Below are 15,889 nucleotides of genomic sequence, written 5' to 3'. Positions count from 1 at the left end.
ATATTGTGGGCTTTTACAACAACGTTCGCTTGCATTCTGCCCTGGGCAATCTGCCACCCAGTGTCTATGAGCAAAAAATGGCAGAAAAAGAACCTATCCCAGTGTCCGAAAATACTTGACCACTACAACCGTTACGAAATTTTCGAAAGAACCCCATCCCCATCCCAACCTTCCCCTTGAAGGGGAAGGAGTTAAAACAGTCCCAACCTGTCCACCACGCCGCTTGCAAGCGGCTTAGAGATTGGTGGCGCAAAGCATGCTTTGCGAATTCCCACAAATCTCCCCTTGAAGGGGAAGGAGTTAAAACAAAACCACCACCAAAAACAAAAAGCCCGCAAGCAAACTTGCGGGCTTTCTCATTTGCTCAATTTTTACGCTTAAGCCTTGTGCTCAGGTGGGATCAACTTGTTATTGATCACCCACTGCTGTCCTATCGACAGAATGTTGTTCACTACCCAGTACAGCACCAGACCAGACGGGAAGAAGAAGAACATGACCGAGAATGCCAGGGGCATGAACATCATCATCTTCGCCTGCATAGGGTCAGCCGGGGCCGGGTTCAGCTTGGTGGTGATGAACATGGATATCGCATACACCACAGGCAGGATGTACCAAGGGTCAGGAGAAGTCAGATCGGTGATCCAGCCCACCCATGGCGCGCCGCGCATTTCCACGCTGGCCTGCAAGACCCAGTACAGTGCCAAAAAGACCGGCATCTGGATCAGGATAGGGAAGCAGCCGCCGAGAGGATTGATCTTCTCAGTTTTATACAATTCCATCATGGCCTGATTCATTTTTTGCGGATCGTTTTTGAAACGCTCGCGCACGGCCTGCATCTTCGGCGTGACAACCTTCATCTTCGCCATGCTGCGATAACCGGCAGCCGACAAGGGGAACAGTGCCAGTTTGATGGCGATGGTGAAGACCACGATCGTCCAGCCCCAGTTACCCAGCATCTTGTGGATTTGTTCCATGACCCAGAACAAAGGCTTGGCGATGATGGTCAGTACGCCATAATCCTTAACCAGCTCAAAACCTGGCGCGATGGATTCCAGTTTCGCCGATTCTTGCGGGCCAGAATACAGGCGCGCATTCATGGTCACCGTCGCACCTGGCGCTACCGACCCCATAGGCAGGACATTGCCAACCGCATACAGATTGGTATCAACCTGCTTGGTGAAGATTTCACGCTTGGTTTTTTCTTGCGGGATAAAGGCAGACACAAAGAAATGCTGCAACATCGCCACCCAGCCATTGTCAGATTGCTTGGCGTGGCTGTCCGTACCTTTACCGATTTTTTCAAAATCCAGCTTCTGGAACTTGTCGCTTTCGGTATACACGGCAGGCGCATAAAACTCGCCACTGCCAGAGAACATGCCGCCGCTTTCAGGCTTGGTGCCGTCATGCAGCAGTTGCAGATACAGCGAAGGGCTAATGGCTGCGCCACTGTTATTGGTCACGTCATGGCGCACGTCAATCGCGTAATCGCCTTTTTTGAAGGTATAAGTCTTGGTCAGCTTGATGCCAGACTGTTCAGATTCCAGCACCAGTTGCACCTGGTTGCCATCACCCAGGGTGCGGACACCAGGTTTGGCGACGAAGCCGGACCTGTGGTTAGGGAAAGCACCGCCCAGCAATCCTGTCTGCGCCAGGTAAGTGCGTTTAGTCGAGCGATCAAACAAGACCATGTTACGGGTGTGATCAGTACCATCTTTATGCTTGAGCAATTCCAGATGTTTCAGCTCACCACCAATGGTATCGATCTCGGCCTGGACCACATCGGTGGTGACGGTGATGATCTCACTCTTGATCACGGGCGCAGCTTCACCAGTGGCCGGGGTGCCGGTAGCAGTAGCGGCACTGGCAACAGTTGCCGAAGCAGAACTTGGGACAGCCCCATTGGCGGATGCAGGAGCGCTGGCATTTTTGGTCTGCGCTGTCGGTGTCGGGAAAAACAGGGATGGTTTGCCGTTATGGCGCATCCAGTTATCCCAAATCAGAAACAACGACATTGAGAAAATTACCCACAGGACGGTACGTTTGATATCCATTTGTGTATGTCAGGAAAGGGGGGAAGAATGACCAGTGTGGCCAGGTTCATGGCAGCACTTGGCGGATGTGGGGACGTTTTGCGTTTTTTCACTAGCAGGTGGCACATGATCCACACCACCAGGGTGCCAGGGATGACATTTGCACAAGCGCTTGCCTGCCAGCAAGCTGCCCCTGGCGGCACCGTGAATCTTGATCGCCTCTGCCGCATACTCAGAACAGCTGGGATAAAAACGGCAATTTGGCCCCAGCATAGGACTGATTGCCAGTTTATAGAACTTCAGCAACAGGAGCAGCAGGGTTTTCATCTCAAGCTGCCTTATGTGGCTGGCAGGCCGGTGCGGCGAACAGACGCAGGATTTCCGCCCTGAGCTCACGCTTGAGCTGGGCAGTTGTGGCAGGGCCATCCTTGCTGTTAACAGGTCGGGACAAACGCACGATGCAATCCACATTCAATAAGGCTGTCCGCCGGAAAATCTCGCGGGTAACACGCTTGATCGTATTGCGCGTCACAGCACGTGGCGCAAAACGCTTGGCGGCCACCACGCCCAGGCGGGCATGCGGCAAATCATTGGTTCTGGCATACAGCACAAAATGTGCAGTTTTTTGTACGGGGCGCAAACGAAAAACGGATGAAAACTCATCCGTTTTAACGATGCGCCTGACGCGTGCAAAATCTGCACCGTCGGCACCTGCCTGAACTGACTCAGTTATATGATTGATCATGCGAATTCAGCAAAGCTGCCGCAGACCAACAAACTGAAAATCAAGCTGCCAGGCGTTTACGGCCTTTGGCGCGACGTGCGTTCAGAACAGCGCGGCCACCGCGGGTTGCCATGCGTGCGCGGAAACCGTGGGTGCGCTTGCGGCGAACGACGGAAGGTTGGTAAGTACGTTTCATGTTGGTCTCGCTATTTGAGCAATAAAAAAAATCGGAATTACGGATAAAGGCTGTCTCGGGTGCGACTTCGGCTTGCACATGTTCGTCAGGCCTTTCGCCTTTACTGCCCCAAAACCGCTGCTCATGGTGTGTGCAAGATAACCGGATAAACCGCTTATCAGCGCCGCACCAATAAAAGAGGGGTAGGGAACCCTGAATTAGACACCACTTTTGACTTGGCTGTCAATCACTTAGCGCAAATTTTAATCAACACAGGCACATCTATTGGTGCAATGCAAAGAATAAATTTAAAAGCAAACCTGTGGATAACTCAGTCAAGCGGGGTTAAAATAGCGGATTAGCGCGGCACCGTTTTATGTCTTTCAGACAACTCACCCAGCGATACAGGCAGAATTAGTGGCGCAAGTTTAGCCTACTTCACCTGGGTAGAAGGTTAATTCGGCACCGCGCATTTGCATTTAATAATTAAAGTCATACATGGAAAATTTCTGGCAGGCCTGTTCGTCCCAACTTGAGCAAGAGCTTCCACCACAGCAATATAGTGCCTGGATCAAACCGCTGGTTCCGCTCGACTTTGAAGACGGCAAGCTGCGTATCGCTGCGCCTAACCGTTTCAAACTGGACTGGGTCAAAGCCCAGTTCGCTAATCGTATCTCGGAACTGGCGAATCAGTTCTGGGATGATGAAGTAGAAGTGCAGTTTGTGCTGGACCCGCGCGGCAGCAAAAAACCTGCTGCACCTGCCCCCCGCCCGCAAGGTTTGAACGCCGACCTCGATGCCCAGGGCAACATGCCGGAAATGATGTCCGAACCGGCTGCACCAGAAGTGATATCGCCACGCCGTGAACAAAGCCGCATCAATTCCGAACTGACCTTTGACAGCTTCGTCACCGGTAAGGCCAACCAGCTGGCACGCGCCGCCGCCATCCAGGTGGCAAATAACCCTGGCGTATCGTACAACCCGCTGTTCTTATATGGCGGCGTTGGCCTAGGCAAAACGCATTTGATCCACGCCATCGGCAACCAGATCCTGGTGGATAATCCGCATGCCAAAATCCGCTACATCCACGCTGAGCAATATGTGCGCGACGTAGTGACCGCTTACCAGCGCAAGGGTTTTGATGAATTCAAACGCTATTACCATTCGCTGGATTTGTTGCTGATCGATGATATTCAATTCTTTGGCGGCAAGAGCCGTACACAAGAAGAATTCTTTTATGCCTTTGAGGCCTTGATTGCCGCCAAGAAACAGATCATCATCACCAGTGATACTTACCCCAAAGAAATCACGGGCATGGATGACCGCCTGATTTCACGCTTTGATTCTGGTTTGACGGTCGCGATTGAACCGCCAGAACTGGAAATGCGCGTGGCGATCTTGCTCAAGAAAGCCCATTCAGAAGGTGTGCATATCTCTGACGACGTGGCTTTCTTTGTGGCCAAGCATTTGCGTTCCAACGTGCGTGAGCTGGAAGGCGCGCTGCGCAAGATTCTGGCTTATTCACGCTTCCATGGTAAAGAAATCACCATCGACGTGGTCAAAGAAGCACTAAAAGATTTGCTGTCGGTACAAAACCGCCAGATATCGGTAGAAAATATACAAAAGACCGTGGCCGACTTCTTCAACATCAAAGTCGCCGACATGTATTCGAAGAAACGTCCGGCGAATATCGCCAGACCACGCCAGATTGCCATGTACCTGGCCAAGGAATTGACACAAAAGAGCCTGCCAGAAATCGGCGAACTCTTCGGTGGCCGCGACCACACCACGGTCTTGCACGCCGTACGCAAGATCACCGCAGACCGCACCAAAAACCCCGAATGCAATCATGAATTGCATGTGTTAGAACAAACGCTCAAGGGTTAATGGCAGGGATGTTGTAGGATGTGCAAGTGTGGTTTGTAATTGGCAGGGTCAAGATTTGTAGGGTGCGCCATGCGCACCATGGCAGTAAAGCCGGTTCAAACGGTGCGCATGACGCACCCTACGGGTTGGCAATAATTTTAGGTCTTCCCCCATAAAGGGAGGCAGGGATGGGGATGGGTTTCCAAAGCAATATGATGGCAAGTTAATCAACCGAAACCCATCCCCACCCTAACCCTCCCCTTGAAAGGGAGGGAATGAAATTTGTAGGGTGCGCCATGCGCACCATGGTTATAAAGCCAGACAAGTGCGGTGCGCATGGCGCACCCTACGCAAGAGCAAGCAAGACAGCAGTAAAAAAGAAGCAAGGGGGGGCGAGCTAGATTGCCCTATTTTCGGGATGCAGACCGCGAAACAAAACGCAGCAATACGTCGGTATTGCGAGGCTTTGTGACAAAGGTATGCGCCCGACAATAGGGCAAGCTAGCTTGCACCGGTCCTTTATCAACAAAATAGTGAGGATATTCAAATGCAATTGGTTAAAACCCACCGGGACACCCTGCTCCGGCCTTTGCAAATTGTGAGTGGTATTGTCGAGCGTCGGCACACATTGCCGATTCTGGCCAATATCCTCATTCGCAAAGATGGCGAACAGGTGTCGTTCTTGTCGACCGACATCGAAGTGCAGATCACAACCAAGGCAGCCATTGGTTCTGGCGGCGATGTCATTGCCACCACCGTGGCCGCCCGCAAATTGCTGGATATTTTGCGCGCCCTGCCCGATGACAATGATGTTGTCTTGAAGCTTGAAAACAAAAAGATGAGCGTGCAGTCAGGCAAATCGCGCTTCTCTTTACAGACTTTGGCAGCGGAAGAATTCCCTACCGTGGCCCAGGCCGAGCATTTCAATGCCAGCGTCAACCTGCCACAAAAAACCCTGAAGCACTTGTTCAACATGGTGCATTTCTCGATGGCGCAACAAGACATTCGTTATTACCTGAATGGCCTGCTGCTGGTCGTCGATGGCAAGAATGTGATTGCCGTGGCCACCGATGGCCACCGTCTGGCGTTTTGCCAGGTCGAAGTGGAACAAGAATTCCCGCGCCATGAAGTCATCATCCCGCGCAAAACCATCATCGAGATGCAGCGTCTGCTGGAAGACAAAGAAGACCCGGTCCAGATCGACATCGCCAACAACCAGGTCAAACTGACTTTTGCCGATATCGAACTGATTTCCAAACTGGTCGAAGGCAAGTTCCCTGACTTTAACCGCGTCATCCCCAAAGGCTATAAAAACAGCTTCACTTTGGGCCGCGAGCAATTGCTGCGGTCGTTGCAGCGTGCCGCGATCATGACATCCGACAAGTTCAAGGGCGTGCGTTGCGTCATCACCCCAGGCAGCATGCAGATCCTGTCCACCAATGCGGACCAGGAAGAAGCGATAGAAGAAATTGAAATCGACTACGGTGGCGACAGCGTGGATATCGGCTTCAACGTCAGCTATCTGCTGGATGTATTGAATAACCTGAAATGCGACCAGATCTGCGTATCGTTGGGCGATTCCAACTCATCCGCCCTGATCACTATTCCCGACAATACCGACTTTAAATATGTCGTGATGCCGATGCGGATATAGTCCTAATCCCCTCCCCTTCAAGGGGAGGCAGGGTGGGGATGGGGTGCGGTTGATCAACAACATAAGCAAATTGCGTAAGAACCCCATCCCCATCCCAGCCTTCCCCTTGAAGGGGAAGGAGCTAAATAAATTCCAATCTGAATCAGTATTCAAAGTTGTAATTTACGTAATTTTTTGCAGTTCGTTTTTGAACAAGCAGTAATCCAGAAGTGAAACAGTTGTAAATATTTCAGAAGGTAGCCATGTCCGATAACACCCAAGACAATACTCCAGCACAGCCAAATCAATACGGCGCATCCTCGATCCAGATTCTGGAAGGCCTGGAAGCCGTGCGTAAACGCCCTGGCATGTACATCGGTGACACCTCGGACGGCACCGGTCTGCATCACCTGGTATTTGAAGTGCTGGATAACTCGATTGATGAATCCCTGGCAGGCCACTGTACCGAGATCAACGTCACCATCCATAGCGACAATTCCATCTCCATTACCGACAATGGCCGTGGTATTCCTACCGGCATCAAATGGGATGACAAGCACGACCCCAAACGCAGCGCGGCAGAAATCGTCATGACTGAACTGCATGCCGGCGGCAAGTTTGACCAAAACTCCTACAAAGTATCCGGCGGTCTGCATGGCGTGGGTGTGTCCTGCGTGAATGGCCTGTCCAAATTGCTGAAGCTGACTATCCGCCGCGACGGCAAAATGTACGCCATGGAATTTGTCCGCGGTGTACCACAAAACCGCGAGCTGGAAACCGTTGACGGCATTCTTACCTCACCCATCAAAGTCCTGGGTGACACCGACAAACGCGGTACCGAAGTGCACTTCTGGGCTGATGAAGAAATCTTCACCCATGTTGAATTCCATTATGAAATTTTGGCCAAACGCATACGCGAATTGTCCTTTTTGAATAATGGCGTACGCATCAAGCTCAACGACCACCGCACCGGCAAAGAAGAATTATTTGCCTTTGAAGGCGGCACCCGTGGCTTTGTTGAATACATCAACAAAAACAAAAGTGTACTCAACCCGACGATTTTCCAGGCCACTGGCGAACGCCAGTCTGACCAGAACACCACCATCACCGTTGACGTTTCCATGCAATGGAACGACGCCTACAATGAACAGGTATTGTGCTTCACCAATAACATCCCGCAGCGCGATGGTGGCACTCACCTGACCGGCCTGCGCGCCGCGATGACACGCGTCATCAACAAGTATATTGAAGAACACGAATACGCCAAGAAAGCCAAGGTCGAAGTCACCGGCGACGACATGCGCGAAGGTTTAACATGCGTCTTGTCCGTCAAAGTGCCAGAACCAAAGTTCAGCTCGCAGACCAAAGACAAACTCGTCTCCAGTGAAGTGCGCGGCCCGGTAGAAGAAATCGTCGCCAAGACGCTCTCTGATTTTCTGCAAGAAAGACCAAACGACGCCAAAATCATTTGCGGCAAAATCGTTGAGGCATCCCGCGCCCGTGAAGCCGCCCGCAAAGCCCGTGAACTGACACGCCGCAAAGGCGTCATGGATGGCCTGGGCCTGTCGTCCAAACTGGCAGACTGCCAGGAAAAAGACCCGGCCCTGTGTGAACTGTACATCGTCGAAGGTGACTCTGCGGGTGGATCAGCCAAGCAAGGCCGCGACCGCAAGTTCCAGGCGATTTTGCCACTGCGCGGTAAAGTCTTGAACGTAGAAAAAGCCCGCTTTGAAAAAATGCTGTCCAGCGAACAGATCACCACCCTGATCGCCACCCTGGGCACCAGCATAGGCCCGGACGAATTCAATGCCGACAAACTGCGCTATCACCGCATCATCATCATGACCGATGCCGACGTTGACGGCGCCCACATCCGCACCCTGCTGCTGACCCTGTTCTATCGCCAGATGCCACAACTGGTAGAACGCGGCCACATCTACATCGCCCAGCCACCACTGTACAAGGTCAAGGCCGGCCGCGATGAACGTTACCTCAAAGATGATGCCGAAGAAGCCACCTACATGATGACCGTGGCCCTGACCGGTGCATCCCTCACCCCAGGCACAGGTGCAACCCCCATCATTGGTGATGCCCTGGGTGAACTGGTACGCCAGTACAACCTGGCCAACGCCATCATGATGCGCCTGACCCGCGTCATCGACCGCGCCGCCCTCACCGCCATCATGACCGGCGTCACCCTGAAACTGGATACCCCAGAAAATGCCGAAGCATCCGCCATCGCCCTGACCGCCGCCATTGGCGACACTGCAGTCAAAGCAGTGGTACGCAGCGACGAACTCTCAGGCGCATTCAGCCTGCGCATAGAACGCCTGTACCACGGCAACATCAAAGTCAGCAGCATCGACGCCGACTTTGTGGATGGTGCCGACTACCAAGTGCTGGAAAACGCCGCCAGCACCTTCAAAGGCCTGCTGACCGAAGGTGCCTTCATGCGCCGTGGCGAAGGCGAAAAAGCCAAGGAAATCGCCGTACAAGACTTCCACCAGGCCATGCTGTGGCTGCGCGACGAAGCCGAACGCGGCGTCAGCAAACAACGCTATAAAGGTCTGGGCGAAATGAACCCAAGCCAGCTCTGGGAAACCACCATGGACCCCACAGTCCGCCGCCTGCTCAAAGTACAGATCGAAGACGCCATCGCCGCCGACCAGATCTTCACCACACTGATGGGCGACGACGTAGAACCACGCCGGGCGTTTATTGAATCGAATGCGTTGCGGGCGGGGAATATTGACGTTTGATTTATTTTCATGCAATTAGATAAAAATCTTCGTTGAAAGACAAAATTATGTTCTTTTTGTAAAATTCTTCGAATCAAAAAATAAAAACGCTTGAATTTTTCAAGCGCTTTTATTTTTTTGGGGCAGTAGATTTAATCTCAAACTGAGCAGCTAGTTACTATCTAGATTTCCTCTTCAAATTGCTAGAGTTAATCTCTTTGATTGTAAAACTATACTTGAAATTATTTTAAAAACTCGAATCCAACATATTATGTCAGCAAGAAATATAGTTAAATCAATTCAAGACATCATGCGGAAGGACGCGGGGGTAGACGGCGACGCTCAACGTCTGTCACAAATGTGTTGGATGTTTTTCTTAAAAATTATCGACGATCAAGACAAACAGATAACGAAAAAAACAAAAGAATATTACTCCCCCATCCCTGAAAAATTGCAATGGCAAGCTTGGGCAGCAGACCCAAAGGGAATTACAGGAGTTAATCTTCTTAATTTCATCAATAACACTCTTTTTCCAAGTCTAAAGAAAATTGTAACTAACGACAATTTATCAAATCGGGCCTCAGTCATCAAAGGAGTTTTTGAGGACGCCTACAATTATATGAAGGATGGAAACCTAATACGTCAAGTAATCAACAAAATAAACGAGGTCAATTTTAACGATTTGGTTGAACGTAAACATTTTGGTGATATTTACGAACAAATGCTTAATGATTTACAAGCTGCCGGAAATGCAGGTGAGTTTTATACGCCTCGGGCAGTAACGGCTTTTATGGTAGATCGTATAGACCCAACTCCTGGCGAAATCATATTGGATCCAAGCTGTGGGACAGGTGGATTTTTGACCTGTAGTATTCGCCACATGCGAGAGAAATATGTAAATACAGAAGATGATGAAAAATTAATGCAACGATGTCTTCGTGCGGTTGAATTAAAGCAATTACCGCATATGTTGTGCGTTACAAATATGCTGCTTCATAGCATTGAAGATGCAAGCTTTGTTAGACATGAAAATACGTTAAGTCGTTCATATGAATCTTATGCAAATGAAGACCAAGTGGATGTAATTGTTACTAATCCGCCTTTTGGTGCTTCGATACAAGATGGCATAGAGACTAGTTTCCCTCAGCATTTACGCACCAAGGAAACAGCAGACTTATTCTTAGCATTAATAGTTAGGTTACTAAAAAAAAATGGACGGGCCGCAGTAGTTCTTCCTGACGGGAATCTATCTGGTGAGGGAGTTAAGACACGATTGAAAGAACATTTGATAGAGGAATGCAATCTACACACAATAGTGCGTCTGCCAAATAGTGTTTTCAGACCCTATGCTAGCATTGGGACAAATATACTGTTTTTTGAAAAAGGCTCTCCCACTCAAGAAATTTGGTTTTATGAACATCAAATCCCTGTTGGCCAAAAAGCCTACTCAATGACAAAGCCTATTCGCTTTGAATATTTTCAAGACTGCATTCAATGGTGGGGTGGGGCAGATCGCAAAGACAGAAAAGAAAATGAAGTTGCTTGGCGTATCAGCGCTACCGAAGTAAAGAATAGAGGTTACAACCTCGACTTTAAGAATCCCCATGCAACAAAGAACGAATATGTTGATCCAGAAGAATTATTAACAAATTTAAAGAATGCCGAGATAAGAGCATTTGCACTACGTGATGAACTTAAAGCCATTCTAAAAGAGGCGTTATTAAAATGAGTATATCGCAGCTAGTGGAGCATTTCGACCAAATCATTGAGACTCCCGGTGCGATACCACGTCTTCGTCGCTTTATTTTCGATTTAGCTATTCGTGGCAAACTTGCCGATCAAAACAATCAAGATGAATCTTCTGAGGAGCTTCTGAAACTGGTAACTTCCTTAAGGGAAAAAAATCCAAAATTGATTAAGAAGAAAGCACCTTCAAAGTCTAAAGATAATAATGCGAATATTCTTCTCCCAACAGGATGGTCTTGGGTAAAGCTTGGCGCTCTTTGTACAAAAACAGGATCAGGCAGTACACCAGCAGGTGGCAAATCCGTATATCCCCACACAGGAATTCCTTTCTTACGGTCACAGAATATTTACAATCACGGTTTAGAGCTGGATGGCCTGGTTTACATAACTCAATCTACACATGAGCGAATGAGTTCTACTGCGGTTAAAGCAGGTGATTTACTACTGAACATTACTGGGGGATCTATTGGGCGTTGTGCAATTGTTCCAGATGATTTTATTGAAGGAAACATAAACCAACATATTGCAATCATTCGGCTGGCTCTTTTAGAGTCTAAACGATTCGTTCATGCTGTTATTTGCTCTGACTACTTCCAACAACAAATACTTATCCATCAGACAGGCTCGGGACGCCAAGGTTTGCCTAAAAATCGAATGGATGAAATCTTAGTCCCTATTGCACCATTAGCCGAACAGCATCGCATCGTTACCAAAATTGATCAATTGATGTTTCTTTGCGATCAGCTTGAAGCTGCACAAAAAGATCGCAACAAAATTCAAGATGAATTAATTAAAACATCTCAGAATCATTTAGATCAATCCCTCGAGGTTTTCGATCCAGTAAAGCAGCGTGAAATAATTGCCATTTATTTACATAATATGTCTAGAATGACAGCGCGCCAAGAACATATAACCTCGCTTCAAAGAACTTTGTTGAAACTCGCGATTAGAGGCCGTTTGTACATGCAAGACACAAATATTGAAGATGACAAAGTCAAAGGAAATTTACTTCACTCTAAACGTAAAAACGAACTATTTGAAGGAAGAATGGCTATAAACATTCCTCTTAAGGATTGGGTTTTATCACGATTTGGCGAAGTCTTTTCTCTCAAGTATGGCCAAAGCTTGCCTGCCGGAATGCGTTCGAATTCTGGTGAGTATTCAGTTTACGGATCAAACGGAATTGTAGGCTCTCATAACGAGTCAATGGTCAAAAGCCCTTGCATTGTAATTGGGCGAAAAGGATCAGCAGGTGCATTGAATCTGAACCTTACATCGTCGTGTTGGGTTACAGATGTTGCCTATTATTGCATCCCTCCAGACGGAATAGATTTGGAATTCGCTTTTAATCTATTCAAGACACTTGATCTAGAATCTCTTGGCAAAGGCATCAAGCCAGGATTAAATCGTACAGAAGTATATGATCTATATGTATCTATCCCGTCATTAAACGAGCAAAAAAAAATCGTACTAGTAATCGATAAAATTGTGACCTTGTGCGTGCAACTAAAGGTACAAATCTCCACAGTTCATTCTGAGTGTCTTCGATTGCTTGAGACATCAATTGACCGTTTGCTTGGAATTCAAAAATTCAATTCGATACCTGCATTCAAGAAACAAAAAACTTCACTCGCTTTGGAAAATGAACTTCCAATTGAAAAGGCTCCGCTCTTTATGATCTCAGATCCAGCAAAAACCGTTGCGCAACTAATCGAATGTATTGATGACCTAGAGGGCGAGTGCGCACCAGAGCGCTTATTGAGACAATGCGGGTTAGGGGAAGATATTGAGAATTTTTATGATTTACTAAGATTAGCTAGGGATGCAGGAAAGCTATTCGTAAAATTGGGTCCAACCGAAAAAATTCGGAGACACGTAGATGCGCATTAACAGTTTAAAAATCAAGAGCCCGTGGAAGAATCTTGGCGGATTGGAAGTAGTTTTTGATGAGAGCTGTGATGTTGCGGTGATTATCGGCCAGAATGGCTCAGCTAAAAGTAATTTGCTTGAAGCTATTATCACTATTTTCCGCAATATTGATCTAAAAGACGAGGCTGCCTTTTCTTACGAAGTCACTTATTTTCTGTTTGGATCGAAGGTTTTTATTTCGGCTGAAGTTAGTCAACAACCCAAAGCTACTGTTAATGGAAAAAAAATCTCTTTTGATTCACTGCGAAATGAATGGACACCCAAATATGTTGTAGGATATTACTCAGGTGTAAGTGATCGTTTCGAGGAACTTTTCAGACGTCATGACCGCAGAGCCTTGGATGCAACACTAAAAGTAAGCAAAAATAATGATCAAGCTAGCAAGCTCGAATTTCGTCGATTTATCTGTGCACGTCCTGTCCATGGACTTTTTGCATTATTAGCATTCTATTTTTCAGATGATGCTCAGATCGTTGAATTCTTAAAAAGCCACCCAAGAATAGAAAACTTTGATTCAGCACTTCTAACTGTTCGGAAGCCGGTTTGGGCCACCAAGAAATCTACTGCACAAGAATTTTGGGGAGCAAAAGGCCCTGTAAGGGATTTATTGGAGAAATTCCGCCGCCACTCACTTGCCCCAATATCTCGTGTAATTACCGTAAAGCCTGATTTCAGAACCTCAGAAGATCGAGAAGTCACGCATCTGTTTATCCCAGATATTAATGCACTTCGTGATCTCGCTGATGAGTACGGTGCAGACCCTAGAGCACTTTTCCAGGCTCTAGATACGATGCGCTTGAGCGGTCTCATTGAAGACTTTCGTGTTCGTGTCAGGGTCAAAGGGGCGACCGGGCCAATTCATACTCGGCAATTAAGCGAGGGAGAACAGCAATTATTGACGGTTTTGGGGCTGATGCGATTTACACAAAATGAAGGTTCGCTATATGTTCTAGATGAACCGGACACACATCTAAATCCTAAATGGGGTGTTGAATATTTAAGCCATTTGCGGAAAATTGGAGGTATCCAACGGAATAGTCATACCATACTCGCAACTCATCAGCCATTACTTGTAGCAAGTCTTCGAAAAGAAGAAATCAGAGTTATGACTAGAAATGCGAATGGAACGATTGGTGCGGTTATGCCCGATGAAAGTCCAAGAGGAACTGGAGTTGCTGGCGTGCTAACAAGCCCACTTTATGGATTGGAAAGTCAGCTCGATAATTTCAGCTTACGTGTATTAAAAAAAATTTATGACGTGTCGATGAACGAGAACAGCAATAGTCGCTCTCGTCATTTGCAACGTCTTAGAAAACTTGTTCCCTCTCTAGTAACAAAAGAAGGTTCTCCAGATCCTTATAAGAACATTGCGCGAGATGCGTATGAGATCGCAATGAGAGAACTGGTTAAAGACGAGTCACCAATCGAGATGAGGGTACGTGCGGTCGAGACATTAGCAAAAATGCTTTATGAATCAGCGAAGGATAATGCTCAATGATTTACGTAGATTTAGAAAAACTAATCCCGCCTCAAGGATGGGAAGAGAAAGCAAAGAATCTTCTCGCAGAATTAAACTCAAAGCCAGCAGATCAAAGATCAGATTTCATTGATAAATGCCGCCTTCAAACATGGGCGCATCCTGAATTATTAGTAGCAATTAGAAAAATAGTCGGGAACAAATGTTGGTATTCTGAAGTTCCCCTTGAAGGGGCTGATCCAAATGTTGATCATTTTCGCCCCAAGGGACGTGTAAAAGAAGTCGATGACAAACTTCAGTCAACAAATAACTATTTGCCAGGATATTGGTGGTGGGCTTTTGAATGGCGAAATTTTCGTTTAGCATCGATGCATTCCAATCAAAGACGAGTTGATTTGCACACAGATGGCGGGAAAGCTGATTTTTTTCCAGTAAAAGGGCCAAGAGCAAATGAAGGGACTAGCTATAACTTATGTATAGAAGACGTAATTCCTCTTGACCCATGTAACAGAACTGATGTAGCTTTACTTTGGTTTGATTCGAATGGTGCTCCGTCTTGCTCAGATTGGAAACGAAAGAAATCTGTTGAAGATGAATTTAGGGTGAAAGTTTCAATCTGGCTTTATCACTTAGATAAGCAAGATTTAGTCAGTCGCCGACGAGATCATATGGATGAAATATCTCTCGATTTATTTAATGCAAACACTGACTATGAGTTATGGAAAACTATCCCTGGAAATGTTGTATCAAAAAAATCTTTTGAGACAAGATTAACTAGTATCAAGAAAAAAATTTCTGATGACAGTGCATTTTCAGGTGCCAAAAGAGTTGCGGTAAGAGCCGCCTCTGCGAATTTTGAATGGATATTTGAATTTGGTTTGTTGGCATAAATTATAAGTATAAAAATAAACTCATAAAGAGATTTGTGATGGATTTGTATTTAAGTTTGCCAATAATTATTGACTCTACATTGAATGTAAAAGCTTATCTGTAGTGCTCACTCTAATAATAACGCGGCATTGCAGATTTCGAAGAATCGTGCTCGAAAATCGGGTGTGCCAGGAAATAAGGAAATAGTGAGTAACGGAACATGCTAACATTCCTGCTAACGGACTAGTCGGTTATGTTCATAGCTTATGATGATACTCTCACAGAGTCACCAGTCAGATAAACACCTTGCAATCAAGTCTACGCTAATTGAAATGGTACCAGCGCCAAAGCTATTTTGGCGCAAAAATTTCCCAAACAATTTCCGTCTCATTCGGTTCCATTAATGATAGGCTAAGTATCCACCTTGCGGCGGTAGTAGGGCTGCGGCAAATCATGTCCGCCGCCGTGAATTGCGACAAGTTCAACTTCGGTTCTGGCGTCTTTCTTCCAACTATCCGCTCTACATCGACACCTGATAAGCCGATTGTTTGCGCCATGGGTGTGGCGGTGATCTTGTTCAGGTCGGTGAAATATTGCTCCGGTGGGCGTGCATTGAGTACTTCACCGCATTTGTAGAATAGGCCTAACAGGTTCACTTCGCCACCCCTATATGGCACTAGCGGGTCTTTGGTGCCGTTCAT

At 47.3% G+C, this 15,889-nt stretch carries 12 protein-coding genes; 7 read left to right on the top strand and 5 right to left on the bottom strand.

The features are described 5' to 3' along the window. Nucleotides 1-377 precede the first annotated feature (377 nt). The 4 genes from yidC to rpmH are packed head-to-tail and all read right to left on the bottom strand — an operon-like array spanning nucleotide 378 to nucleotide 2,950. Nucleotides 378-2,051, bottom strand: coding sequence for a membrane protein insertase YidC (gene yidC / locus ACO0LM_RS13525; protein WP_423037808.1), 1,674 nt, complete (start codon nucleotides 2,049-2,051; stop codon nucleotides 378-380). 9 nt (nucleotides 2,052-2,060) lie between these two features. After that, the gene (gene yidD, locus ACO0LM_RS13520; RefSeq protein ID WP_423037807.1) at nucleotides 2,061-2,357 is read right to left on the bottom strand and encodes a membrane protein insertion efficiency factor YidD; all 297 of its coding nucleotides are present in this window, start codon (nucleotides 2,355-2,357) and stop codon (nucleotides 2,061-2,063) included. 1 nt (nucleotide 2,358) lies between these two features. Next, nucleotides 2,359-2,775, bottom strand: coding sequence for a ribonuclease P protein component (gene rnpA, locus ACO0LM_RS13515; protein WP_423037806.1), 417 nt, complete (start codon nucleotides 2,773-2,775; stop codon nucleotides 2,359-2,361). Nucleotides 2,776-2,815: 40 nt separating this feature from the next. Further along, entirely contained in the window at nucleotides 2,816-2,950 is a 135-nt protein-coding gene (rpmH, locus tag ACO0LM_RS13510) for a 50S ribosomal protein L34 (protein WP_061535510.1), read from the bottom strand. A gap of 477 nt (nucleotides 2,951-3,427) precedes the next feature. Here rpmH and dnaA point away from each other — a divergent pair, with 477 nt between their 5' ends. The 7 genes from dnaA (at nucleotide 3,428) to ACO0LM_RS13475 (ending at nucleotide 15,208) form a co-directional block, all read left to right on the top strand. Next, complete coding sequence (gene dnaA / locus ACO0LM_RS13505; RefSeq protein ID WP_422984411.1) at nucleotides 3,428-4,816, top strand: chromosomal replication initiator protein DnaA; 1,389 nt, start codon at nucleotides 3,428-3,430, stop codon at nucleotides 4,814-4,816. A 526-nt stretch (nucleotides 4,817-5,342) separates the two neighbouring features. Further along, nucleotides 5,343-6,449: a DNA polymerase III subunit beta gene (gene dnaN, locus ACO0LM_RS13500; RefSeq protein WP_423037805.1), complete on the top strand. Its 1,107-nt coding sequence runs from the start codon at nucleotides 5,343-5,345 to the stop codon at nucleotides 6,447-6,449. A 242-nt stretch (nucleotides 6,450-6,691) separates the two neighbouring features. Continuing rightward, nucleotides 6,692-9,187, top strand: a complete 2,496-nt coding sequence (gene gyrB, locus ACO0LM_RS13495) for a DNA topoisomerase (ATP-hydrolyzing) subunit B (RefSeq protein ID WP_423037804.1) — start codon at nucleotides 6,692-6,694, stop codon at nucleotides 9,185-9,187. Nucleotides 9,188-9,437: 250 nt separating this feature from the next. Further along, nucleotides 9,438-10,895: an N-6 DNA methylase gene (locus ACO0LM_RS13490; RefSeq protein WP_423037803.1), complete on the top strand. Its 1,458-nt coding sequence runs from the start codon at nucleotides 9,438-9,440 to the stop codon at nucleotides 10,893-10,895. Next, the gene (locus ACO0LM_RS13485) at nucleotides 10,892-12,802 is read left to right on the top strand and encodes a restriction endonuclease subunit S (RefSeq protein WP_423037802.1); all 1,911 of its coding nucleotides are present in this window, start codon (nucleotides 10,892-10,894) and stop codon (nucleotides 12,800-12,802) included. The genes ACO0LM_RS13490 and ACO0LM_RS13485 overlap by 4 nt, the downstream gene beginning before the upstream one ends. Beyond that, on the top strand, nucleotides 12,792-14,339 hold the full coding sequence (locus ACO0LM_RS13480) for an AAA family ATPase (protein WP_423037801.1): 1,548 nt from the start codon (nucleotides 12,792-12,794) through the stop codon (nucleotides 14,337-14,339). The genes ACO0LM_RS13485 and ACO0LM_RS13480 overlap by 11 nt, the downstream gene beginning before the upstream one ends. Continuing rightward, nucleotides 14,336-15,208, top strand: coding sequence for a hypothetical protein (locus ACO0LM_RS13475; RefSeq protein ID WP_423037800.1), 873 nt, complete (start codon nucleotides 14,336-14,338; stop codon nucleotides 15,206-15,208). The genes ACO0LM_RS13480 and ACO0LM_RS13475 overlap by 4 nt, the downstream gene beginning before the upstream one ends. A gap of 330 nt (nucleotides 15,209-15,538) precedes the next feature. Here ACO0LM_RS13475 and ACO0LM_RS13470 read toward each other — a convergent pair whose 3' ends face one another. Beyond that, a complete protein-coding gene (locus ACO0LM_RS13470) occupies nucleotides 15,539-15,889 on the bottom strand; it encodes a hypothetical protein (RefSeq protein WP_423037799.1) in 351 nt (116 codons plus the stop codon).

This window comes from Undibacterium sp. Di26W (assembly GCF_049340265.1).
Taxonomy (GTDB): Bacteria; Pseudomonadota; Gammaproteobacteria; order Burkholderiales; family Burkholderiaceae_D; genus Undibacterium.
The sequence above is the reverse complement of the archived record's forward strand: the minus strand, read 5'-3'. Positions and strand labels throughout refer to the sequence as shown.

Excerpts from the sequence above, each read along its gene's own strand:
- ACO0LM_RS13475 (WP_423037800.1), top strand. The coding sequence starts at position 14,336 with ATGATTTACGTAGATTTAGAAAAACTAATCCCGCCTCAAGGATGGGAA.
- ACO0LM_RS13490 (WP_423037803.1), top strand. The coding sequence starts at position 9,438 with ATGTCAGCAAGAAATATAGTTAAATCAATTCAAGACATCATGCGGAAG.
- yidD (WP_423037807.1), bottom strand. The coding sequence starts at position 2,357 with ATGAAAACCCTGCTGCTCCTGTTGCTGAAGTTCTATAAACTGGCAATC.
- dnaN (WP_423037805.1), top strand. The coding sequence starts at position 5,343 with ATGCAATTGGTTAAAACCCACCGGGACACCCTGCTCCGGCCTTTGCAA.
- ACO0LM_RS13470 (WP_423037799.1), bottom strand. The coding sequence starts at position 15,889 with ATGAACGGCACCAAAGACCCGCTAGTGCCATATAGGGGTGGCGAAGTG.
- ACO0LM_RS13485 (WP_423037802.1), top strand. The coding sequence starts at position 10,892 with ATGAGTATATCGCAGCTAGTGGAGCATTTCGACCAAATCATTGAGACT.
- rpmH (WP_061535510.1), bottom strand. The coding sequence starts at position 2,950 with ATGAAACGTACTTACCAACCTTCCGTCGTTCGCCGCAAGCGCACCCAC.
- gyrB (WP_423037804.1), top strand. The coding sequence starts at position 6,692 with ATGTCCGATAACACCCAAGACAATACTCCAGCACAGCCAAATCAATAC.
- dnaA (WP_422984411.1), top strand. The coding sequence starts at position 3,428 with ATGGAAAATTTCTGGCAGGCCTGTTCGTCCCAACTTGAGCAAGAGCTT.
- rnpA (WP_423037806.1), bottom strand. The coding sequence starts at position 2,775 with ATGATCAATCATATAACTGAGTCAGTTCAGGCAGGTGCCGACGGTGCA.
- yidC (WP_423037808.1), bottom strand. The coding sequence starts at position 2,051 with ATGGATATCAAACGTACCGTCCTGTGGGTAATTTTCTCAATGTCGTTG.
- ACO0LM_RS13480 (WP_423037801.1), top strand. The coding sequence starts at position 12,792 with ATGCGCATTAACAGTTTAAAAATCAAGAGCCCGTGGAAGAATCTTGGC.